The sequence below is a fragment of the Jiangella alba genome (assembly GCF_900106035.1).
GTDB classification, from domain to species: Bacteria; Actinomycetota; Actinomycetes; order Jiangellales; family Jiangellaceae; genus Jiangella; species Jiangella alba.
The window spans coordinates 2,081,593-2,102,832 of record NZ_FNUC01000003.1; the positions used below are offsets into that span (position 1 = coordinate 2,081,593).

General features: G+C 73.2%; 20 protein-coding genes. 6 read left to right on the forward strand and 14 right to left on the reverse strand.

Features of this window, described 5'->3' with window-relative positions:
* Positions 1-31 precede the first annotated feature (31 nt).
* The 4 genes from BLV02_RS12055 to BLV02_RS12070 are packed head-to-tail and all read left to right on the forward strand — an operon-like array spanning position 32 to position 5,953.
* A complete protein-coding gene (locus BLV02_RS12055) occupies positions 32-1,585 on the forward strand; it encodes an ABC transporter substrate-binding protein (protein ID WP_069115136.1) in 1,554 nt (517 codons plus the stop codon).
* Positions 1,586-1,603: 18 nt separating this feature from the next.
* On the forward strand, positions 1,604-2,536 hold the full coding sequence (locus BLV02_RS12060) for a dihydrodipicolinate synthase family protein (RefSeq protein ID WP_083289251.1): 933 nt from the start codon (positions 1,604-1,606) through the stop codon (positions 2,534-2,536).
* Positions 2,537-2,538: 2 nt separating this feature from the next.
* Complete coding sequence (locus tag BLV02_RS12065; protein WP_069115135.1) at positions 2,539-3,993, forward strand: sulfatase-like hydrolase/transferase; 1,455 nt, start codon at positions 2,539-2,541, stop codon at positions 3,991-3,993.
* 37 nt (positions 3,994-4,030) lie between these two features.
* Entirely contained in the window at positions 4,031-5,953 is a 1,923-nt protein-coding gene (locus tag BLV02_RS12070; RefSeq protein WP_069115208.1) for a sialidase family protein, read from the forward strand.
* A 199-nt stretch (positions 5,954-6,152) separates the two neighbouring features.
* On the opposite strand, the gene BLV02_RS37140 is transcribed toward BLV02_RS12070, so the two are convergent.
* The gene (locus tag BLV02_RS37140) at positions 6,153-7,052 is read right to left on the reverse strand and encodes an endonuclease V (RefSeq protein ID WP_216094613.1); all 900 of its coding nucleotides are present in this window, start codon (positions 7,050-7,052) and stop codon (positions 6,153-6,155) included.
* Positions 7,053-7,059: 7 nt separating this feature from the next.
* Between BLV02_RS37140 and BLV02_RS12080 the strand changes: the two genes are divergently transcribed.
* A complete protein-coding gene (locus tag BLV02_RS12080; RefSeq protein WP_171906913.1) occupies positions 7,060-8,085 on the forward strand; it encodes a Gfo/Idh/MocA family protein in 1,026 nt (341 codons plus the stop codon).
* Positions 8,086-8,272: 187 nt separating this feature from the next.
* Here BLV02_RS12080 and BLV02_RS12085 read toward each other — a convergent pair whose 3' ends face one another.
* Positions 8,273-8,611 carry a YciI family protein gene (locus BLV02_RS12085; protein ID WP_069115133.1) on the reverse strand — a complete coding sequence of 113 codons (339 nt, stop codon included), beginning with the start codon at positions 8,609-8,611 and terminating at the stop codon, positions 8,273-8,275.
* A 59-nt stretch (positions 8,612-8,670) separates the two neighbouring features.
* On the reverse strand, positions 8,671-9,594 hold the full coding sequence (locus BLV02_RS12090; RefSeq protein WP_069115132.1) for a LysR family transcriptional regulator: 924 nt from the start codon (positions 9,592-9,594) through the stop codon (positions 8,671-8,673).
* A gap of 70 nt (positions 9,595-9,664) precedes the next feature.
* Here BLV02_RS12090 and BLV02_RS12095 point away from each other — a divergent pair, with 70 nt between their 5' ends.
* The gene (locus BLV02_RS12095) at positions 9,665-10,702 is read left to right on the forward strand and encodes a YeiH family protein (RefSeq protein ID WP_083289250.1); all 1,038 of its coding nucleotides are present in this window, start codon (positions 9,665-9,667) and stop codon (positions 10,700-10,702) included.
* Between the two features lie 9 nt (positions 10,703-10,711).
* Here the strand turns inward: BLV02_RS12095 and BLV02_RS12100 are convergent, their stop codons facing one another.
* The 11 genes from BLV02_RS12100 to BLV02_RS12150 all read right to left on the reverse strand — a co-directional run bounded on the left by BLV02_RS12100 (position 10,712) and on the right by BLV02_RS12150 (position 21,143).
* Positions 10,712-11,647 (reverse strand): aldo/keto reductase, encoded by a 936-nt coding sequence (locus BLV02_RS12100; protein WP_069115131.1) that lies wholly within the window; start codon positions 11,645-11,647, stop codon positions 10,712-10,714.
* A 12-nt stretch (positions 11,648-11,659) separates the two neighbouring features.
* Entirely contained in the window at positions 11,660-12,502 is an 843-nt protein-coding gene (locus BLV02_RS12105) for an alpha/beta fold hydrolase (RefSeq protein ID WP_069115130.1), read from the reverse strand.
* Between the two features lie 71 nt (positions 12,503-12,573).
* Positions 12,574-13,455, reverse strand: coding sequence for a hypothetical protein (locus tag BLV02_RS12110; RefSeq protein WP_069115129.1), 882 nt, complete (start codon positions 13,453-13,455; stop codon positions 12,574-12,576).
* A complete protein-coding gene (locus BLV02_RS12115) occupies positions 13,452-15,380 on the reverse strand; it encodes a DUF7544 domain-containing protein (RefSeq protein ID WP_069115128.1) in 1,929 nt (642 codons plus the stop codon). Before BLV02_RS12115 ends, BLV02_RS12110 begins: the two co-directional genes overlap by 4 nt.
* Complete coding sequence (locus BLV02_RS12120; RefSeq protein ID WP_069115127.1) at positions 15,377-15,925, reverse strand: copper chaperone PCu(A)C; 549 nt, start codon at positions 15,923-15,925, stop codon at positions 15,377-15,379. Before BLV02_RS12120 ends, BLV02_RS12115 begins: the two co-directional genes overlap by 4 nt.
* Positions 15,915-16,400: a DUF1269 domain-containing protein gene (locus tag BLV02_RS12125; RefSeq protein ID WP_069115126.1), complete on the reverse strand. Its 486-nt coding sequence runs from the start codon at positions 16,398-16,400 to the stop codon at positions 15,915-15,917. Before BLV02_RS12125 ends, BLV02_RS12120 begins: the two co-directional genes overlap by 11 nt.
* Positions 16,401-16,451: 51 nt before the next feature.
* Entirely contained in the window at positions 16,452-18,023 is a 1,572-nt protein-coding gene (locus tag BLV02_RS12130) for a YfcC family protein (RefSeq protein WP_069115125.1), read from the reverse strand.
* Entirely contained in the window at positions 18,020-18,214 is a 195-nt protein-coding gene (locus tag BLV02_RS12135) for a hypothetical protein (protein ID WP_141711885.1), read from the reverse strand. The genes BLV02_RS12130 and BLV02_RS12135 overlap by 4 nt, the downstream gene beginning before the upstream one ends.
* Before the next feature lie 148 nt (positions 18,215-18,362).
* Complete coding sequence (gene nagA / locus BLV02_RS12140) at positions 18,363-19,493, reverse strand: N-acetylglucosamine-6-phosphate deacetylase (protein WP_069115123.1); 1,131 nt, start codon at positions 19,491-19,493, stop codon at positions 18,363-18,365.
* A gap of 13 nt (positions 19,494-19,506) precedes the next feature.
* Positions 19,507-20,193, reverse strand: a complete 687-nt coding sequence (locus BLV02_RS12145; RefSeq protein WP_069115122.1) for a putative N-acetylmannosamine-6-phosphate 2-epimerase — start codon at positions 20,191-20,193, stop codon at positions 19,507-19,509.
* Complete coding sequence (locus BLV02_RS12150; RefSeq protein ID WP_083289249.1) at positions 20,190-21,143, reverse strand: N-acetylglucosamine kinase; 954 nt, start codon at positions 21,141-21,143, stop codon at positions 20,190-20,192. The genes BLV02_RS12145 and BLV02_RS12150 overlap by 4 nt, the downstream gene beginning before the upstream one ends.
* Between the last annotated feature and the right edge of the window lie 97 nt (positions 21,144-21,240).

Genomic DNA, 21,240 nt, shown 5'->3' on the forward strand with positions numbered 1-21,240 from the left:
CCACCCGTCCTGAACCTCGGGAGGCATCACCATGCCCGTTTCGCCGTATCAGTCCCGCCTGATCGCCCGCCGCACGCTGCTGCGGGCCGGGTTCCTCGCCGCCGGCGCGATCGCCGGCGCGCCCCTGCTCAGCGCCTGCGGTTCCGGGAGCGGCGAGAGCACGGGCGGCGACGCGACCGGCAAGATCACGCTCGGCACGACGAAGATCATGCAGTTCGACCCCTACCTCACCAACACCGACATCCACATCCACTCCTTCTACACGTACCTGCTGGACTACCCGCCGGACGGCACGTACGAGCCCGTCCCGGCCGGGGCCGAGGCGTGGGAGTTCGCCCCCGACCACACGTCGGTGACCATCACGCTGCGCCAGGGCACGTTCCATTCGGGGGAGCCGGTGACCGCCGGCGACGTCGTCGCCGGAGTCCAGCGGGCGCAGAACCCGGACGCCGCGTTCACCCTCGCCCAGCCGACCGAGTTCATCGCGGCGGCGACCGCGGTCGACGAGCGGACGGTGCGGCTGGACTTCAAGCAGGCCACCCCCGAGTCGCTGGTGCTCGACTGGATGTTCGCCTTCCCGCTGGTGCTGGCGGCCAGCAACACCCCGGAGCAACTGGAGCACGAGCCGGCCGGCTCCGGCCCGTTCCGGCTCGCGGACTTCCGCCGCGACCAGCGCCTCGTGCTGGAGAAGAACCCCGACTTCTGGGACGCCGGCAAGCCGTACCTGGACGAGGTGGAGTACCGCTTCTTCACCGACGAGGACGCGCTGATCGCCGGGCTGGAGTCGGGATCGGTCGACGGCGCCGCGTACATCGGGTTCCGCCACGCCGACCGGCTGCGCGACCGGTTCACCCTGGTGGAGGGCAACGGCCGCATGTCGCTGTTCTTCATGAACGCACTCATCCCGCCGTTCGACAACAAGCTGCTGCGCCAGGCGCTCGCGCGGGCGATCGACCGCGACCGCATCCTCGAGCAGGTCAACTTCGGCATCGGCGACCCGGTCTACACGGCCTTCATGCCGTCCTCGCCCGCGTTCGACCCGTCCTACCTCGACTCGGGCGCGTTCGACCTGGACGCCGCCGCGGCCCTGCTGGAGCAGTCCGGCGACGTGCGCAACGCCGTCGCGGGCGTGACCTCGGGGAGCCCGTCGGTCCAGGCGCTGGAGATCATCCAGGCGGACCTGAAGAAGATCGGGTTCGACCTGGAGATCGCCCCGCAGGAGGAGGCGGCCTACCTCGAGGCGCTGTTCGCCAGCGAGCTGCAGTGCACCGTCGCGTTCCAGCCGAACAACCTGCAGAGCCCGTCGCTGGTGGCCCGCGGCCGGCAGATGCTGACCACCGAGGCGAACACCACGTTCGGCCCGCACGTGCCGCCGGCCTACGTCGCCGCGGTGACCGCGGCCGGCTCGGCCATGACGCCCGAGGACCAGGGGGCCGCCTACGCCGCGCTGAACAGCACCCTCGTCGACGAGGCGTGGGCGATCGGCATCTCCACGGTGCCGTCCCTGTTCGCGCTGGACAAGCGCATCACGGGGCTGGTCACCGACTCCCGCGACTTCGTGAACCTCACCGACACCAAGGGCTGACCTGCCGAAAGGAACCACATGACCGGGTTGCGCTACTCCACCGACGGCCCCGACATGGCGTTGCTCACCGCCGTGTTCACCCCGTTCACCGAGACCGGCGAGGTCGCCCTCGACGCCGTGCCGAAGCAGGCCGACGCCCTGCTCGCCTGGGGGTCGGCGGCGGCCTACGTCGGGGGCACCGCCGGCGAGGGCGCGTCGCTCTCCACCGCGGAACGGATGGCGCTGGCCGAGCGGTGGTGCGAGGTCGCGGACGGACGGCTCGACGTCATCGTCCACGTCGGCCACGCCAGCCTGACCGAGGCCCGCCGGCTGGCGGCGCACGCCGAGTCCGTGGGCGCCCGGGCGATCTCGTCGGTCGCGCCCTACTTCCACCGTCCGGACACGGTGGCGGCGCTGGTCGACGCCTGCGCCGTCATCGCCGACGCCGCCCCGTCGCTGCCGTTCACCTACTACCACATCCCCTCGATGACCGGGGTCGGCCTGCGGGCCAGTGACGTGCTCGTGGTCGCCCGGGAGAAGATCCCGACCTTCGCCGGGGTCAAGTTCGCCCACAACGACATGGTCGACCTGCAGCGTTGCCTGCACCTCGCCGGAACGGACCACGAGGTGTTCGTCGGCGTCGCCAAGCTGGTGCTGGCCGCGTGGCAGTGGGGCGCCCGGGCCGCCATCGGGTCGGTGTACAACTTCGCCGGCCCGCTGTTCCGGCGGCTGCTCGACCACGCCGCCCGCGGCGAGCTGGAGCAGGCGCGCGCGGACCAGCAGCTGGCGCAGCAGGTCATCGACGCGGCGTCGCGGTACGGCGGGGAGCTGGCCGGCTTCAAGGCGCTGGGCGCGCTGACCGGGGTCGACTGCGGCGGGTGCCGCCCGCCGCTGGTGTCGCCCGGCCCGGAGCAGCTGGCCGTGCTGCGCGCCGAGGTGACACAGCTCGGGTTCCTCGGCGAGGACCGCTGACGGTGCCGAACGTCCTGATCATCCAGGCCGACCAGTTCCGGGCCGACTGCCTCGGGGTGGCCGGGAACCCCGACGTGCGCACGCCGCACCTGGACCGGCTGGCCGCCGACGGCGTGCGTCACCGCGAGGCGTACTGCCCGTTCCCGGTCTGCACGCCGTCGCGGTACTCGCTGCTCACCGGGCTGCACGTCCGTCAGCACGGCGGCTGGACGAACCGCTGCACCCTCGCGCCCGGCATCGACACCTTCCCGCGGGCGCTGCGGCGCGCCGGGTACCGCACGGCCGCCGTCGGCAAGATGCACTTCACGCCGACCTACCTCGACGTCGGCTACGACCAGCTGGAGCTGGCCGAGCAGGACGGGCCCGGGCGGTACGACGACGACTACCACCGGGACCTGGCGGCGGCCGGGCTGGCGCCCGTGACCGACCTGATCGACCAGGAGCGCGAGTTCCGGGCGACGGCGCCGTCGTCCTACTGGGACACCTTCGGCACCGGCCGGTCCAACCTGCCGGAGGAATGGCACTCCACCAGCTGGATCGGCGAGCGGGCGCGGCGGGTGCTCGCCGGCTGGACCGAGACCGGCGACCATCTGCTGCACGTGTCGTTCGTCAAGCCGCACCACCCGTTCGACCCGCCCGCCGGCTGGGACGACGCCTACGACCCGGCGGCGCTGACGCCGCTGCCCGGCTGGACCGACACCATCCCGGCGGCCGACCGGCGGCACCGGCGGGAGTACTTCGACTACGAGCCGCTGGACCTGCCCCGGCTGCGGCAGGTGATGGCGCACTACTACGCGACCATCACGCACCTGGACCACGAGGTCGGGCGCCTGCTCGACCTGCTGCGGCGGCGCGGGCTCTACGACGACACCCTGATCGTCTTCACGGCCGACCACGGCGAGTACCTCGGCTTCCACCACCTGCTGCTGAAGGACGGGCCGATGTACGACCCGGTGGTGAAGGTGCCGCTGCTGGTCAAGCTCCCGGGGCAGCGTCGGCGCGGCGAGGTCTCCGACGCGCTGGTGTCGCTGATCGACGTCGCGCCGACGGTCCTGGCCACCTGTGCGCTGCCGCCGGCGTCGCCGCTGCCGGGCACGGACCTGACCGATCCGGCCGCCGGGCACGACACCGTCCTCGCCGAGGACCGCCGGCACGGCGTCGCGGGCATGATCCGGGACCGGCGGCACAAGCTGCTCTGGTCCGACGTCGCCGGCGACGCCCTCTTCGACCTGGCCGCCGACCCCTACGAGCTGACGAACGTCGTCGACGACCCCGCGCACGACGACGCGCTGCGGCGCCTGCGCGCGGCCGCCGCACGGTGGGCGCTGCACGACGCGACCCCGCCCACCTACCTGGACCCCGCCGCACCGCAGCGCGGCGCGGCCACCGCCGGCGACCGGGCCGTCCGGCAGGAGCTGTTCGCCGGCGCCGTCGAGAGGTACCGCACGGACCGATGACCGCGACCACCCATCGAGAGGAAGGAGCACGATGTCGATGACGACACGTCGCACCACCCGCCTGCTCGCCGCGGCCGGCCTGGCCGGTCTCGCCCTGGCGGCCGTTCCAGGGCCGGCCGGCGCGGGCTGGTCGCCGGTGGCGGCCGACGCCCCACCCGGACGGGCCATCGAGCAGAGCACCGTCTTCAGCCGCGGCCAGGACGGCTACCACACGTTCCGCATCCCGGCCGTCGCCCAGGCGCAGGACGGCACCCTGCTGGCCTTCGCCGAAGGCCGGGTCGACAGCCCGGGCGACGACGGCGACATCGACCTGGTGCTCAAGCGCTCCACCGACGGCGGCCGCACCTGGGGTCCGCTGCAGGTGGTCGCCGACGCCGGGCCGGACAAGTTCGGCAACCCGGTCCCGATCGTCGACGAGCGGACCGGGCGCATCGTCCTCAACATCACCCGCACCGGCGGCGACGTGTCCGGCAACGACATCCGCTGCGGCCTGGCCGACGCCGAGCAGACCCGCCGCTCGTTCGTCCTCTACAGCGACGACCACGGCGCCACCTGGTCCGATCCGGTGGAGATCACCGCCGACGTCAAGCCGGCCGACTGGCGGCACTTCGTCGGCGGCCCGGGGCACGGGATCCAGATCGCCAGCGGCGAGCACGCCGGCCGGCTGGTCGTGCCGGGCAACCACTCGGCCGCGCCGCCGCCCGGCTCGGACATCGCGTGCACCGACGACCGGCTGTTCGGCGCGCACTCGCTGTACAGCGACGACGGCGGCACCACCTGGCACCTCGGTGGCGTCGACACCACACCGGAGGGCGTGGTGAACCCGAACGAGAACACCGTCGTGGAGCTCGGCGACGGCACGCTGTACTTCAACGCCCGCGACCAGAACGGCACCAGCGTCGGCGCCCGGGCCAGCACCACCAGCAGCGATGGCGGCGCTTCGTTCGACACGCCGTACCAGGAGGTCACGGACATCGTCGCGCCGGTGGTGCAGGGCTCGATCCTCGCCCTGTCGCGCGACGCCGACCGCCGCGAACGGCTGGTGTTCGCCGCACCCGGGCACCCGACGGCGCGCGAGAACCTGACCCTGTGGACCAGCGACGACGACGCCGGCAGCTGGGAGCGCGGCCCGCTCGTCTACGAGGGGCCGGCCGGCTACTCCGACCTGGTGCAGATCGACGACCACGGGAACGCGCGCCGGCTCGGCGTGCTCTACGAGAACGGCGACCGGCTGGGCGAGGGGCCGACGCTGACCTACCACCAGCGCATCACCTTCGCCCGGGTGATCGTGCCGACGCTGGACGCCCCGGCGCCGCCGCCGCTGACCACGCCCGACACGTCGGGCCACGGGTTCGACGCCGCCGTCAGCGGCACGCCCGGCCGCGTCGGCGGGGTGGTGGGTACCGGCCTGGAGCTGGCCGGCGACTACCTCGAGACCCCGGCCGAACCCGCCCTCGAGTTCGGCGACGGCCCGTTCACGGCCGCGGCCTGGTTCCGCAGCGACGGCGCCGGGCAGCAGGCGATCATGTGGGCGTACTCCAACCGGGACGTCGACCCGAAGTGGTGGATCCGGCTGGAACCGGACCTCGGCCGGATCCGCGCCCACGTCAACACCGGCGCGCAGAACCGGTTCGTGGCGGCGGCCGGCGACTACGCCGACGGGCAGTGGCATCACGTCGCGCTCACCCGCGACGATGACGCCGTCACCCTCTACGTCGACGGCGAGGCCCGCGCGACGGCCGCGCCCGTCGCCGGCTCGGTGTCGGCCGGCGCGCTGACCGGCATCCGGATCGGATCCCGGGTCGACGGCATCAACAACCCCCTCGACGGCGCCGCCGACGACGTGTGGCTGTTCGACCAGGCGCTCGGCGCCGCCCAGATCGCCGAGCTCGCCGCCGGCGATCCGCCGTCCGGCGCCGAGCCCGTGCTCCACCTCCCGCTGGACCGCATCACCCGCTGACCGGCTCCGACGTGGCGGCCCGGCGCGTGCGACCGGGCCGCCACCTCGCGGACGGCTCGCCGTGCCGCCGCCCGCGGTCGTCGCGCTGCTCGCCACGCTCGTGGACCACTGGGGCCCGATGCACGCCATGCGGGTCGTGGGCGCCAGGGACGACGATCGTCCCGGCTCGAGGGTGTGCCGTGACGTCCAGAGGGGACTCTCAGCAGGATCTTCGTGCGGCGACTGGTTGCTCGCGGCCGCGAGCGAGGCGGTCGACCCTGGCCAGAGCGGTGGGGATGCGGTGGGGTCCTGCCATCGCGGACACGATCTGTGCGGCCTCAGCGAGTTCCAGGCCGCCGGCCGCCGTGACGTAGAGCGGTCGCGTGGCGGTGCCGCGGGTGACCTGGGAGGCATGAGTTGCGGTGCGGAACGGCGTCTTCGCGACACCGATGACGGGGATGTCGAAGGCAGCTGCGGCATGGGCGCCGAGGCCTGGGCGGCCGCTGGGATCGAGGGTGGCGTAGCCGTCGATCACCAGGAGCTCAATCGGTGGACCGACGGCCAGTACGGCCCTGATGCAGGGGAGTTCTCGTGTGAACAGTGCTCCTGGCTCGTAGGGGGCTGTCTGGTCGATGTCGACGACGTGTTCGGACGCCACTGTGGAGAAGGTGAGTTCGCAGCAGACGACCAGAGCCGCCTTCGCTCGGCCGCTGTCGTGGTACTGGACGTCGACCGCGCCGACGGTCCTGGTGTGGTCCATCGGCGCGGCCTCCGCTCGGGTGGGGTGATGCCCATTCTGCTGGTCGACGACGCGTACTCGGCGGCAGCCGGAGACCCAGACCTGGTAGATCTCGCGCCAGGCGGTGGACGACGCGGGTTGGGTGTCGATGCCGGAGGGGCCGGCCCGGAGGCTGGTGCCGACCCCGGCGCCCGACTGCTTGACGGAGACACCGAAGTAGACGTACTTGCCGGCCAGTTCCGGATGGTCGGCCGCGTTGAGCGTCACGCCCCAGCGGGCACTCGGCGCACCTGCGCGCCTATCGCGCGCGGCAGGCGCGCGGCTGACGGACATGGGGGACACCACGTTTCCGGCCGGATCCACGGGCGGCCGGCCCGTCACCGCCGTCGTGCTGAGTGCGGGGGCGTGGTCGCGGTCCGCCCATCTGCCGGCCCTGACATCGGATCCGGAGGTCGAGCTGCTCGCGGTCACGAGTCCGCGCCGGGCGACGGCCGAAGGGCTGGCCGCGGAGTTCGGCGCCCGTCACGCCCTGACCGACTGGCGCGACGCGCTCGACCTCCGGCCGGACGTCACGGTGGTGAGCAGCCCGCCCGTCGCGCACGTCGACCAGGTGACGGCGGCGCTGTCGGCGGGTTCGCACGTGCTGGTGGAGAAGCCGTTCGCGCTGAACCGCGACGACGCCGCGACCATGTGCGCGGCCGCGGAGGCCGCCGGTCGCCGGCTGCTGGTCGGCTACGGCTGGTCGGCCACGCCGGTCTTCCGGCATGCCCGCGCGTGCGTGGAGTCCGGCCGGCTCGGGCCGCTGGAACAGCTCACCATGCAGCTGGCGGTCAACACCCGCGCCCTGCTGCACGGCGGCAGCGACGGCGGCTGGGCGGGCGCCGGTGCGTCGGAACCGGCCACCTACACCGACCCGGCCGTGTCGGGCGGTGGTTCCGCGGCGGTGTCGATGTCGCATCAGCTGGGTCTGGCCTGCTGGATCACGGGCCAGCGCGTCGCGCGGCTGGCCGCGTTCACGACGCCGCCACGCTCCAGGACCGACCTGCACACCAGCGTCGCGGTCGAGTTCGCCGGCTCCGGATCCGGGGTGTTGTCCGCTTCCTCGACCCAGCCGTTTCCGCAGCCTCCGCAGTGGCGGCTGGCCATGTACGGGCGTGACGGGCAGCTCGACGTCGAGACGGTCCGGAACGCGGCCCGCTGGATCTCCGCCGACGGGGTCGTGACCGAGCTTCCTCCCGAGCTCGCCGCCGGCCGGTACGACGCCGGGGCGCCCACGAAGGCACTGATCCGGTGCGCCCGCGGCGCGCCACCCCCCGAGGGGATGGCGCACCAGCTCGCCCACCACGTCGTCGCGGTGACCGACGCCATCTACGAGTCGGCGCGGACCGCAGCGTCGGTCGAGATCCGTGACTGAGCAAACCGCCGAGGTGCCGGTGGCCCAGCGGGTGGCGGCGTTCCCGTCGATCGCGGCGCCCCGCCGACCCTGCGCTTCCACGCCCCCGGTCCGCTGGACCGGTTCGAGCTCGACGTGCTCATCGAGGTGAAGTCCAAGTGGTTCCCGTCGCGCGTCGATGACCGCCCGCGCCCGGTCGCCTGGGCGCCTACGCGGGGAGGGTGTCGCCGGGGAAGCCGTGGCAGGGGTAGATCTCGCAGTGGATCATCCCGGCCCGGACGCAGGGGTCCGCGGCCATGATGTCCTCGGCCTCCTCGGTCGGCACGTTCATGACGGCCACGCCGGCCATGGTGTCGGAGGCGACCGGGCACAGGACCGCGATCACGCCGTCGGCGCGCAGCGACACCATGCGGCGCTGGTGTTCCAGTTCGATCGCTTCGGCGCCGTCCAGGTGCCGCTGCGGACCCCACCGCAGCACGGCCAGGCTGTAGGGCTTCGCCGTGGCCGCCAGGTCCCGGATCTGCTCGTCGGTCACGATCGTGCTCATGCTGTCTCCTCGACGTGGGGTCTGCGCTGCCGCACCGCGCGACCATTCTCGGCCTCAGATCAGGTGCCACGCACTCCGGTGCGCTCCCCGAACTCGGTGGCGATGTTCCCGAGCAGGGTGGCGGGCCCTTCGGGAACGGTGTCGTGCCGCCAGATGGCCCGCAGGTCGCGCGTGAGCTCGAGGCCGGCGGTGGGCACCTCGACCAGCATCCCGGTGGCGAGGTCACCGGCAACGACGTGTTCGCTGAGGAGGGCGGGTCCGGCGCCGGTGCGGACGGAGTTGCGGACGGCGGTGCTGGAGCCGAGCTCCAGGGCGGGGGATCGTGGGGTGAGGCCGTGCGCGGTGATGGCGCGTTCGCCTGCCTCGCGGGTGCCGGACCCGGGTTCGCGGCTGATGAGAGAGACGCGGGCGAGGTCGTGGGCACGGACGGGCTGGCGCCGGGTCGCCCAGGAGTGGCCGGGGGCGACGACGAGGACGAGGCGGTCGTGGGCGACGACTCTGGAGCGGAGCCGGGGCATGGGGTCGGGGCTCTCGATGAAGCCGACCTGCGCGGCTCGGATCCGGACGAGTTCGGCGACCTCGGTGGAGTTGGCGACCTTCAGCCCGACGTGCAGTCCTGGTGTGCGGCGGCGCACTTCGAGAATCCAGCCGGGGAGCAGATGTTCGGCAATGGTCATGCTGGCCGCGACGGTGAGGGTGGCGGCCTGATCGCGGCGGAGCGCCTCGACGCCGGCCAGGAGCGTGCCGAAGTCGTCCAGGACCCTGGCGGCCCAGCCCGCTACGAGGTTTCCGGCCTCGGTGAGGGTCGACCCGCGGGTGGACCGGTCGACGAGACGCACCCCGAGGCGCCGTTCCATGGTGCGCAGTCGCTTGCTCACGGCCGGCTGGGACATGGCGAAACGTCGCCCCGCTGCCCCGAGGCTGCCGGTCTCGTCGATGGCCACGAGCAGCGCCAGCGACTCGACGTCGGGAGGTGTGGTCATGCCGTCACGTTATAGCCAGATCGCCGATTGACGGCTACCGCTGCGGCGTCGCCGGTCGGAGGCTCGAGCCATGACCTCACAGACGATCGGCGTCCGCGTGCGGGCGTTCTGCCACGGCACGGGGTCCGGCTGGACGGGCCGCTGGGCCGGTGTCGTCGCCGCGCTGGCGGCTGCGGCCGTGGCGGTCGTCCTGGCCCTGCTCGTCCCGTTCGCGAGCGCGATCGTCCTCGCCGTGCTCGGCGGCATCGCGGCCGGTCCCGTCGTGCCGATGTCGTGGCGGGCCGGGCTGGCCTGGTCGGCCCGAGTGCTGCTGCGGCTCGGGGTCGTCCTGCTCGGACTGCACCTGTCCGTCCGCGAGGTCTTCGCACTCGGCAGGCCGACCTTGCTGGCCGTCGTCGCGACCGTGCTCGTCGGCATGGGGGCCACGATCCTGGCCGGGGCCGTCCTGGGCGTATCGAGGCCCGCCACCCTCTTGATCGCCGCTGGGACGTCGATCTGCGGCGCGTCGGCCGTCGCGGCGATGGCCGGAGCGATCCGCGCCCGATCCGAGGAGATCGCGGCCGCGATCGCCATGGTCACGTTGTACGGGACGGCGTCGATCGTGCTCATCCCGTGGCTGGCCGGACTTCTCGGCCTGGACGGGCCGTCGCTCGGTGCGTGGGCCGGGATCGCGGTGCACGAGGTCGCGCAGGTCGTCGCGGCCAGCTCCCCGGCCGGATCAGCGGCGCTCACCGTCGCGGTCGTCGTGAAACTCACCCGGGTGATCCTGCTGGCGCCGGTCGTCGCGGTTGCCTCGATCGTCGTCGGCCGGAGCACTCGTCACGCGACCCGGCCGCCGCTGGTGCCGTTGTTCGTGGTGCTGTTCGTCGCCGCCGTCGCCGCCAGGTCTCTGGGCGTGGTGCCGGGTCCGGTGATCGCCTGGTCGCCGGCTGTGACGAGCTTCCTGCTGACCGCGGCGCTGTTCGCCCTCGGCACCACCGTTCAGCTTCGCCGTCTGCTCCGGGAAGGGCGGCGCGCGATGCTCCTCGGCGCGATCGCCACCGCGGTCGTCACCGGATCGGGCCTGGGTCTCCTCACCGTCGCCGGAGCCACGTCGCTCGGTGGTTGAGCGCGGTGATCACGAGGCGTCCCGTACTCGCCGGGTCCAGCGCGCCGGGTCGACGAGTGCCGGTGAGCCGGCCGGCAGCCGGTCGATCACGTGGTCGCACTCGGCGGCGGTCAGCGGTGGTGCGGCGCATTCGCGGGCCACCTCGCTGAGCTGTGCTTCCGACCGGATCCCGACCACCACGGCGTCGATCCAGGGTTGGCCGAGCACGTAGCCGAGACAGAGGCCGGTGATCGTCCGGCCGAGCTCGCCGGCCAGGGCGGTCAGCGCCGAGCGCGCGACGTCCGCGCTGGGCCGGCCCTCGTCCGGCCAGGTCGAAGGGTGCGGGCGCAGCAGGATGCCCTGGAGGAAGGCCGATCGTGCGGCGACGGTGACGTCGGGGCGGCGGGCGAGCGCGGCCTGGACCGGGCCGGCCAGCCAGCGCCGGTCCAGCACGTTGAACGGAAGCTGGACGTAGCCGAGGTCGGGCAGGTCGAGGGCCGCGTGCAGCTCGTCCGGATCGGCGACGGACACGCCCCAGCGGGTGAGCAGGCCCCGGTCCCGCGCCGCGCGCAGCGCCTCGGGCGCCGCTCCGGCGGCTCGGTCCAGGTCCGTGCCGCGATGCAGCAGGACGGTGTCGACGTGGCCGGCGCCCAGAGCGGTGAGGGAGCCGGCCAGGCTGTCCTCGACGGCGGCTCGCACCGCGGTTGCGGCATCGTGGCCGGTCAATGGCCTGATCTTCGTCACCACCGGCAGCTCGGCGCCGGCGCCGCTGGAGCGGGCTCGGCCGAGGGCGGCCTCGCTGTCGCCGTAGGCCCGCGCGGTGTCGATCGCCGCGCATCCGAACCCGGCCGCCAGCGTGAGCAGCCGCCGCACCTCGGGCTCGGCCGGCGCCGACCTGCCGCTGCGTCCGTACGGTTGCCCGACCTGTGCCGCGCCGAGCACGAGCCGGGATGCCTGCGGAGTCACCGGCGCAGGCTACTACTCGAGCGTGAGCATGGCGTCAGCCACCTCGCCGGCCGCGGTCTCGGGGATCGCGGAGGCGGCGTCCTCGAGGACGAGCAGCCGTGCCCCGGGGATCTCGCGTGCGATGGCCTCGCCGTTGCCGACGGGGAAGAACCGATCTCGGCGGCCGTGGACGACGAGCGTGGGGAGCTCGATCTCGGGCAGGCGCTCGCGCCAGCGGGGTGTGCAGTCGAGCTTGGCGAAGACCATGCCGAGCTGGTTGGCCATCTGGGTGGCGGGCGCGGTGCCGGGCGTGCGGTCCCAGATACGCGCGGCGACCGCGCGTGCGGCGAGGGGATCGTCGCCGAGGATCTCAGCGTTGGCAGCGGCGAACTCGGCCACGGCCTCGCGGTCGGTCCAGTCAGGCATCGGACGGGTGAACAGGCGCTTCATCGTCGCGCTGTCGTGGTCGGGGAGGTCCGGGTCGACCATGCCGGGCGCGACCGCGCGGGTGCCGGCCAGGGTGAGCGCCGAGAACGCGCCGGGATGGTCGAGCGCGGCGGTCTGGGCGACCATCCCGCCGACGCCGATCCCCGCGAGGTGCGCGGGCCGGCCGCCGAGGGCGTCCACCAACGCTGCCGCGTCGGCGGCGAGGTCGCGCAGGGTGTAGGCGGGCGCGTCCGGGTCCGCGGTCGTCGACTCGCCGCAATCGCGCAGGTCGTAGCGCACCACGCGGCGCCCGCCGGCGGCGAGGCGCTCACACAGGGCGTCGGGCCACGACAACATCGTGGTCCCGCCCGCAAGCAGGACGAGCGGTGCGTCGTCGTCGCCGAAGGACTCGATGCCCAGGGCGACCTGATGGGCGTTGATGGTGGTCATCGGTCGGTCAGCTCTCCGGATCTGTCGGGGGGTGGCTGGATGTTCGGGTAGACCGGACCACCGCCCCGAACTCATCGGTGTGACTGGGCGAACCGGACGGCCAGGGGTGCGAGGGCGAGTGCCAGCCCGGCGAGGAGCAGGGTGGCCGACATCGTCCGCAGCGGGTCGACGAGCTGGTCGTAGACGGCCGAGACGGCGTCGCGGTCGGCCGTGGGGGAGAGCGTGCCGAGGTAGCGCGAGCGCACGACCAGCGGCACGACGACGAGTGCGAGCATGCCCACCGCCAGGCCGATGCCGGCGGCCGCCGTGGCGCGGAGGCGATTCCGGGCGAGCGCGACCCCGGCCGCGAGCAGGACGATGGCGGCGACGGGGAGCCAGGTGCCGAGGCGGTCGATCCGGGCGAGCCAGTCCCGCGCGGTGGGGAGGTGCTCGGACTGGAGCACGACGATGTCGGCGTCGCCGGCGGTGAGCCGGTCGGCGGCGGGGATGCCGGCCGCGACGAGGCGGTCCTGGACGGCGGTGACGACGGCGCCGAGCCTGACGGTGACCGTGTCGTCGCGGACCGCGAGCATGCCGTCGTCCTCGTCGCTGGTGAGCAGGGCGACGACGCGGCCATGGACGGCGCGGTTCGCCTCGGTCCAGCTGGTCGCGAACCGGTCGCCGGCCACCACGGCGCCGACCTGCTCCTCGACTCGGGCGCGGAGGCGGTCGGCGGCCGGCCCGGATCCGCCGACGGCGGACATCACCCGGTCGGTGACGCGCGTGGTGACGGCGTTCTGGACGGCGGGGTCGGCGGCGAGCGGTCCGACGGTGTCGACATAGCCGTCGGTGTCGTTGACGACGGAGTCCAGCCAGACCGCCACCGTGGCCGGGATCGCGACGAGGCAGCCCACCGTGAGCAGCACACCGGCCAGGACGGTGCGCCACCGTGGCCCGCGCTCGGCCGGCGTCACGACACCAGCACCGGTTCGCGCTCGTCGTCGGCGCTGGACCGGACGGTGAGGTCGGCGTACTGGTAGGCGATGACGAGGGCGACGTAGGGCATGGTGGCCGCGTAGACGATGCCGGCCACGAGGTTGATCAGCCAGAAGGTGGTGCCGCCGGAGACCAGCAGGATGACGATCCCGACCAGCGGCCCGATGATCGCGCCCAGGCCCACGACGAGGACGAGCAGCAGGGCCGTGCGCCACCAGCGTCCGCGCACCAGCTGGCGGCTGCGCCGCAGTGCCCCGGTTGCCGATTCCTGCTCGATCATGACGACCGGGACGGCGAAGGCCCGGCGCACCGCGTAGACCAGCGCGAGGGGAGCGGTGACGATCGCGACGAGCAGCAGCGCGACCACCACGGCGATGCGGACGGCCACGCCGCTCAGCGGCCGCAGCCGCCGCATGACGGCGCGGTAGGCATCGAGCGGCGACGGCACCCGGCCGCGGCCGAGGCTGTCCACCGAGTGGCTGACGGCGGCGAGGACACACAGGTAGGCGAGCAGCGAGATGGTGTCGCCGATCAGGACGACCACGAGGACGGTCAGGGCGTTGTGGTCACCGTCGGGGCCGGTCAGCGTGGTGAGGTCGGCGGCGGTGACGGCGAGCCATTGCGCGCCGGTGGCCAGTGCCATGACGGGCAGGTACACCAGCCCGATGCCGGTGAACAGCGGCCAGTGCCGGGCGTACATGCGCCACGCGGCGGTCAGCACCTGGCCCCAGGCGCGGCGGCGCACGACGGGCATCGGCGCGGCGCCGGTCCAGCGGGTGCGGCTGGCCGCGGCGATGACGATGGCGGCCAGCCCCGCCAGGACGGCGAGCCCGGTCCCGGGGTTGCGGACGATGGCGCGCAGCAGGTTGGACCCGGTCTCGACGGCGCCGCAGAAGGCGTTGGTGACGTTCGGGCCGATGGCCGACGACAGCGGCACGGTGACGCTGCCGTCGCGCCAGGTCTGTTCGGCCCACTGGATCGGCTCGGTCCACTGGTGCTTCATGTTCGGGCCGGTGGGACCGTTGTAGAAGGCCTCGTGCCGTTCGCCCCACCGGCCCTGGAAGCCCAGCCACGGGAAGGCGTCGAGGTAGCCGGCCTGGTCGGTCGGCATGAGCGCGATGTCGGGGCGCAGGTCGGTGTGCGGTTTCCGGGTGTCGTCGCAGCCGACGCCGGTGTCGGCGCTGCGTCCGAGGTACAGCGCGGCGCCGAAGAAGTTGGCGTGCGAGCCTTCGGCCGGGTAGACGACGGGGTGCGTGTCGTCGAGGACCTCCATGAGGTCGGAGTCCCAGGTGGTGCCCTCGCCGCCGGAGTGCTGGCTGTAGCCGACCAGCGTCGGTTCGGTCCGCAGCGCGGCGGCGGCGTCGGGGGCGTCGAAGACGAGCTGGATCATCTCCCAGTCGCCCTCGTGGTTGTTGTTCCAGTCGTTGAAGACGTAGAAGAACCAGTACTGCAGCGCGATCTGGTCCGGGCGCCCCGGGTCGCCGACGACGCGGGCGTAGGCGGTCGGACGGCTGTCCGCGCTGAGCTCCCGCGACCACTCCTCGAAGTCGCAGCCGGGGTCGAGGGCGTCGCCGGGGAAGTCGAGGTGGTACCGGCCCAGGCCGTCGCCGATGTCCGTCGCGGACGGTGCGATGCCGGCGAGGTCGTCGCCCGACCACGGCCCGCGCAGGGCGACGTCGCGGTTGTCCAGCACGGTGTCGATGTCGACCGGCAGGTACGGCTGTCCTTCGCCGCACGGCTCGGCCTGGGCCCGGATCCGCAGCACGGGCGCGTACCGCTCGGCCAGCTCGGCGGCGGGGTCCGCGAGGTCCTGCGCACGCGCCGGCTGAGCGGCGGGGACGAGGATGCCGATCGTGGCGGCGACCGTCGTGACCAGCCCGGCCACGCAGGCGCGCGGCGTCATGGCGTCGGCGGGGGGAGCGGCGACACGGTGGGCTTGCCGAAGCCCTGGACGAACACGTAGACGGTGATGGTGCCCGCGTCCTCGAAGCGGAACGTCACCGGCAGGAAGCTGCCGCCGCGCACGTCCCGCGTGAGCTCGACGAGCTCCAGGTGCGGACCGCCGGGATACTGCAGCGACGCCACTCCATCCGGGGGCACCTCGACCGCGATGTCCTCCTCGAGCGGGCCCGAACCGTCGCGGAACACGATCTGCCTGGCGTCGACGCTGCTCACCGCGGTCAGCGTGTCGGTGTCCGAGCCGTGGTTGGCGATCGTGAGGAACAGGCCGACGTTGTCGCCCTCGACGTGTTCGGCGTCGTCGGGGTGCTCGACGCGCACGCCCAGCAGCCGCAGGGAGCCGACGGAGACGTCGACACTGGCCGACGAGCGGCGAGCGTCGAGAAGGGCGCTTCCGCCGCTGCTCGCGCAGCCGGCGAGCAGCGCCAGCAGTGAACCGGCGAGCAGCAGCGAGGCCGCTGCCCGCCGGGACCGATGGTCAGCCCGCACGGAGTTCGGAGGCCAGTTCCTCCTCGTCCTGGCTGGACAGCGACGTCTTCAGGATGTCGCCGCCGTAGGGGGCCATGGCGGCGGCGAACTTGTCCTCAGTGATCTTCGCGGCCATGATCACGACCGCCGCGTTGCCGGGCTGCAGCATGGTGTCGACGCGGTTGCGGAACGCCTCGTCGATGCCCGACTTGTTGAGCTTGCCGAGCAGCGCGCCCATGGCGCCGCCGAGCAGCAGGCCCATGCCGGGGATGAGGAACAGCAGCCCGAACAGGGCGCCCCAGAGCGCGCCGGAGGCCGCGGACGCACCGACGATCCGTCCGGGGGTGTCGACGTGCTGCTTGCCGTCGTCGTCCACGGTGACCACGGCCAGGCCGGTCAGGTCGACGATGAAGTCGCTCTGCAGCCGCTGGACCTCCTCGTAGGCCTTCTGGGCGGTGTCGTGGTCGTCGTACCCGATGATGATGAGCTCGGACATGTGGTCCTCCCTGCGGATGGGTGAATCTCGGACGGGACGGTGGGAGCGGGCTCAGCCGAATCCGGCGGCGATGAACAGCACGAGGAACGCGTAGAGCGTGAGGATGCCCAGCAGCGGCGCCACGAACTTGAGGTAGGCGTCGTAGCCGACCTTCGCCAGCGCCAGGCCGGCGACGACGGCGACGTTCGTGGGCGCGACCATCAGCGCCAGCCCGTGGCCCAGCTGCCAGGACGTGATGGTGAGCGCACGGTCGACCCCGGCGAAGTCGCTGAGCGGAGCCAGCAGCGGCATCGCCAGTGTGGCGTGCCCGGACGAGGACGGGATGAGCAGCGCGAGCGGAGCGTTGACCACCGCGACGAGCACCGAGAACACCCCGGCCGAGGCATCGGAGACCGCGCGCTCCATGTAGTTGAGCACGGTGTCCAGCGTCTGCGTGTTGGTCATGATGACGGCCACGCCGCGGGCCAGCGCGATGACGAGCGCGGGGGCGAGGAAGTCGGCGGCGCCGCGGACGATGCCGCCGATGAGGTCCTTCTCGCCCATCCTGGCGACGATGCCGATGACGATCGCGGCGATCCAGAACAGCATGGCGAGCTCGGGGAACCACCAGTCGAGCTGGAACCAGTAGGGGTCGGTGGTCGTCTCGTGGATCACGTCGGCCTCGGCCGGCCCGGTCGTCGCACCGAAGATGCTGGCCCAGGGGATCACCGAGAAGATCAGCAGCGCGAAGGTGAGGCCGGTGATCCCCAGCACGGTCTTCTGTGTCCCGGTCAGCCGCTCGACGGCGGCCGGGTCCGCCACGCCGTCGCCGTCGTCGTCGTCGCGGGCGAGGGAGCGCGGGGGGTCGCGCCGCACGCGCTGGGCGTAGCGCAGGACGTAGGCGATGCCGATCGCGGTCATGCTCACCCACAGCACGATCCGCAGGACGATGCCGTCGCCGATCGAGACCCCGGCCTCGCCCGATGCCACGCCGATCGAGAACGGGTTCACCGTCGAGCCCATCGCGCCGACGGAGATGCTCACGATGATGACGCCGACCGTGGTCATGCGGTCGTAGCCGATCGCCTTCATCAGCGGGATGAGCAGCGCGTAGAAGCCGAACGTCTCGACCGAGAAGCCCATGGTGCCGGCGAGCAGCGAGAACACCGCCATGATGACGACGATGAGCAGCCAGCCCCGGTCGCGCAGCCGGACCGCGAGCCCGCCGATCCCGACCTCGAGGCTGCGGGTCGCGAAGACCACGCCCATGAACGAGCCCATCGCCAGGATGAAGACGACCACGCCGATCGAGCCGAACAGCACGCCGGCGTTCTCGGTGCTGACGAACCCCGACGCCAGGTCCTGCAACCCGTAGAACCCGTTGACCGGGGACAGGACCAGCTCGCGGACGCGGTCGCCGAACGACAGCGGCGAGTCGACCTCCTGGTAGGTGCCCGCGACCGGCGCGCCGTACTCGTCGTGCTCGTAGCTTCCGGACGGGATCAGCAGCGCCAGGATCCACACCAGGAACGTGACGATCGCCAGGACGGTGACCGCGGTCGGGAAGCCGCCCGACCTCTTCTTCGGTGTCTGTACCTCGGCGTCGGCCGGCTCGGCCGGCGCGGCGTCCTGAGCGGTGCTCATCGACGCGCCCGACGCCCGGGACGCCCCGGCCGGACACTGCCGACGTCGGCGACGACCTTGACACCGACCGGCGGCGTGTCCCAGAGCGCCTCGCCACCGGCCGGGACCACGCCGGCCATCCCGGCGCGCAGCCGGTCGGCGAGGCGTTCGGCATGGTGGGCAGGCGACTGCTGGTCGATGCCGGACTTCACGCCCACCACCCCCTGTCGTGACCACCGCCCCGATGATCACTGTCGGCGACGCTAGTGCACTGCGAAGGTGCCTGTCTGTAGTTTCTGTCGAATTGACTCGGCGCCATTCATGCGACATCTCCGCCGAACGCAACGACGTCGAGCGGGCTCAGCCCGTGCGTACCCAGGCGCCCCGGTGCATGACCGCCACCAACCGATAGCCGGCGTCGAGCACGACGAGGTCGGCGGTCAGCCCGGGCCGCAGCGCGCCGGTGCGACCAGAGATGCCGAGGAGCCGGGCGGGCGTCGTCGACGTGGCGCGGACGGCGTCCTGGATGGTGAAGCCGGCGCGGGTGATCGCGAACCGGAAGGCGGCGTCCATGGTCAGTGCGCTGCCCGCGAGCGTGCCGTCGGGGAGCCGGGCAGCGCCGTCGTGGACCGTGACGCCGATGTCGCCGCGCGGGTAGTGGCCGTCGCCCCGGCCGGCCGCCTGCATCGCGTCGGTGACCAGCGCGACCCGGCCCGGGCCGGCGCTGCCGAGGGCGTGCCGTGCGATGGCCGGATCGAGGTGGATGCCGTCGAGGACGAGTTCCACGGTGACGCGATCGTCGGCGAGCAGCGGGACGATCGGCCCGGGCTCCCGGTGGTGGATCGGCGCCATGCCGTTGAACAGGTGCGTCGCGACCGTGGCGCCGGCCTCGATCGCGGCGCGGGTGGTGCCGGCGCTCGCGTCGGTGTGCCCGACCGCGGCGATCGCTCCCGCGTCGGCCACCGCGCGGACGGCGTCGAGCCCGTGGTCGAGCTCCGGCGCCAGGGTCACCATGCGGATCGCTCCGCGGCCCGCGCTCAGCAGCCGCGCCACCATCGCGGGCTCGGGGGCACGCAGGGCACTGGCCGGGTGCGCTCCCTTGCGCCGCGGTGAGAGCCACGGGCCTTCGAGGTGGACGCCGGCGATGACGCCGTCCTCGGCCAGCTCGGCGAGCGCACGCAGGTCGCGGTCCAGCGCGGCCTCGCCGGCACTGGACAGGCTGGCCACGATGGACGTGGTCCCGTGCCGGAGGTGGGTGGCGGCGAAGAGCGCGACCTGCGCCGGGTCGGCGCCGGCGACGCTCGCTCCGCCGCCGCCATGGGCGTGCAGGTCGACGAACCCGGGCACGATCCAGCCACCACCGACGTCGAGGTCGACGCGGCCGGGCGGCGGGAGGGTGCCGAGCGCGGTGATGCGCTCGCCACCGACCTCGATCCATCCGTCGGTCACGATGCCGTCCGGCGTCACGAGGGACGCTCCGCCGATGATCACGCCCGAACCCCGCTCAGCCGCCGCTGACGGCGGGCGTCGCCGCGCACAGGCGACGGGCCAGGGCCAGCGTGTCGGTGATCGCGGTGCCGACGACGACGGCGTAGGCGCCCGCGGCGAAGGCCACCGCCACCGCCTCGGGCGTGGCGTACCGGCCCTCGGCGACGACCGGGGCGTCGATGCCGCTCTCCGCCAGCCGACGCACGAGGCCGACGTCCGGCGCGTCCGGGTCGGACGCGGTGGGGCTCGGTGCCAGCGTGGTCGCCACCAGCGCGGCCCCGGCTCCGGCGGCGGCCATCCCGCAGCGGTGGTCGCCGACGTCGGCCATCACCGGCACACCGCGTGCGTCGAGGGCGGCGATGAGGTCGGACACGCGTTCGCCGCCCGGCCGCGGCCGGTCCGAGGCATCGAGGGCGATGAGGTCGGCGCCGGCGTCGAGCAGGGGGAGGGCGTCGGCGAGCGTCGGGGTGATCCTGACGTCGGACCCGGGCACCTGACGCTTCCGGATGCCGATCACCGGCAATGTGCAGGCGTCCTTGATGGCAGCGATGTCGGCCGCGCCCTCCGCGCGGACGCCGACGGCGCCGGCCAGCTCGGCGGCGGATGCCATCGCGGCCATCACCGCCGGCTGGCGCAGCGGGCTGCCGACCGGCGCCTGGCAGGACACGATCAGTCCGCCTGCCAGCTTGGAGATGACGCTCACTGTTCTTCGACCTCCGAGATCGTCGTGACGGTGATCAGCGTGCCGAACGGCGGCGCCGGCACCGGCGCCGCCAGCCGGCAGGCACCGTCGAGGCTGGATCCGGCCGGGTCGACCCAGGACGCGCCGGGCATCCGGCGCGTCAGCAGGTCCACGAGCCGGGCGGCGAGCACACCGGTCCGGGTGAGCAGCCGGCCTGTGCCCGCGATCCGCGGGGGAGCGCCGGCTCGGTCGCGGGCGGCGGCGATCGCGGTCGCGAGGTGTGCGGCCGCGGCGCCGACGATGTCCGAGCTGGCCTCGTCGCCGGCGGTGGCGGCGTCGAGCACGGCCGGGGCGAAGCCCGACACGATCGCCTTGGCGTCCTCTGACGTCGTGACCTCGTGGGCGAACCGGGCCGGGTCGCCGTGTCGTTCGATCAGCGCGGCCAGCAGCGCCGTCGAGCCGTGCTCGAGCCGTCCGTCATGGGCGCAGAGCGCCGCCGCCAGTCCCGCGCGGCCGATCCAGTAGCCGCTGCCGAGGTCGCCGGCCATGGCGCCCCAGCCGTCGACCTTCGCGTACCGGCCCGCGCCGTCGCTCGCCACCGTCACGACGCCGGTTCCCGCCGCGCAGACGACGCCCGGCCGGTCGCCGAGCGCTCCGACGTACGACGTCACGCTGTCGTCGGCGAGCACCAGCCGCCGGGTGCCCAGTTCGGTGTGCAGCAGCCGGAGCGCGGAATCGGCTGACGGCAGCGATCCATGCAGGCCGGAGAGGCCGAAAGCGACCGTCGACAATGCGCTGATCCGCAGTTCGCGGCATCGATTCACAAGGAACGCGGCGGCATATCGCAATGGATCTCCGGCACCGGCTGATTTGACGCTTGCGCCGGTTGTCTCGTCGAGTATTCGTCCTTCCGGGCTGGAAATGCGGAGCCGGATTCCCGATCCGCCGAGGTCCAGTCCAGCCGATGGCATCGCGCCTCCTTCCGCCGGTGGGTCGTCGCCGCCGCGTCGATGCTAGGCCTGGGCCGGGCGTGGCGTACAGCCGCTAATAATCCGCATTGGCACCTTG

Bases quoted from the DNA above. Each gene is read 5' to 3' on its own strand.
- BLV02_RS12130 (WP_069115125.1), bottom strand. From the start codon at position 18,023: ATGAGCACCGCTCAGGACGCCGCGCCGGCCGAGCCGGCCGACGCCGAG.
- BLV02_RS12095 (WP_083289250.1), top strand. From the start codon at position 9,665: ATGACCTCACAGACGATCGGCGTCCGCGTGCGGGCGTTCTGCCACGGC.
- BLV02_RS12085 (WP_069115133.1), bottom strand. From the start codon at position 8,611: ATGAGCACGATCGTGACCGACGAGCAGATCCGGGACCTGGCGGCCACG.
- BLV02_RS12060 (WP_083289251.1), top strand. From the start codon at position 1,604: ATGACCGGGTTGCGCTACTCCACCGACGGCCCCGACATGGCGTTGCTC.
- BLV02_RS12055 (WP_069115136.1), top strand. From the start codon at position 32: ATGCCCGTTTCGCCGTATCAGTCCCGCCTGATCGCCCGCCGCACGCTG.
- BLV02_RS12150 (WP_083289249.1), bottom strand. From the start codon at position 21,143: ATGCCATCGGCTGGACTGGACCTCGGCGGATCGGGAATCCGGCTCCGC.
- BLV02_RS12115 (WP_069115128.1), bottom strand. From the start codon at position 15,380: ATGACGCCGCGCGCCTGCGTGGCCGGGCTGGTCACGACGGTCGCCGCC.
- BLV02_RS12105 (WP_069115130.1), bottom strand. From the start codon at position 12,502: ATGACCACCATCAACGCCCATCAGGTCGCCCTGGGCATCGAGTCCTTC.
- BLV02_RS12090 (WP_069115132.1), bottom strand. From the start codon at position 9,594: ATGACCACACCTCCCGACGTCGAGTCGCTGGCGCTGCTCGTGGCCATC.
- BLV02_RS12125 (WP_069115126.1), bottom strand. From the start codon at position 16,400: ATGTCCGAGCTCATCATCATCGGGTACGACGACCACGACACCGCCCAG.
- BLV02_RS12070 (WP_069115208.1), top strand. From the start codon at position 4,031: ATGACGACACGTCGCACCACCCGCCTGCTCGCCGCGGCCGGCCTGGCC.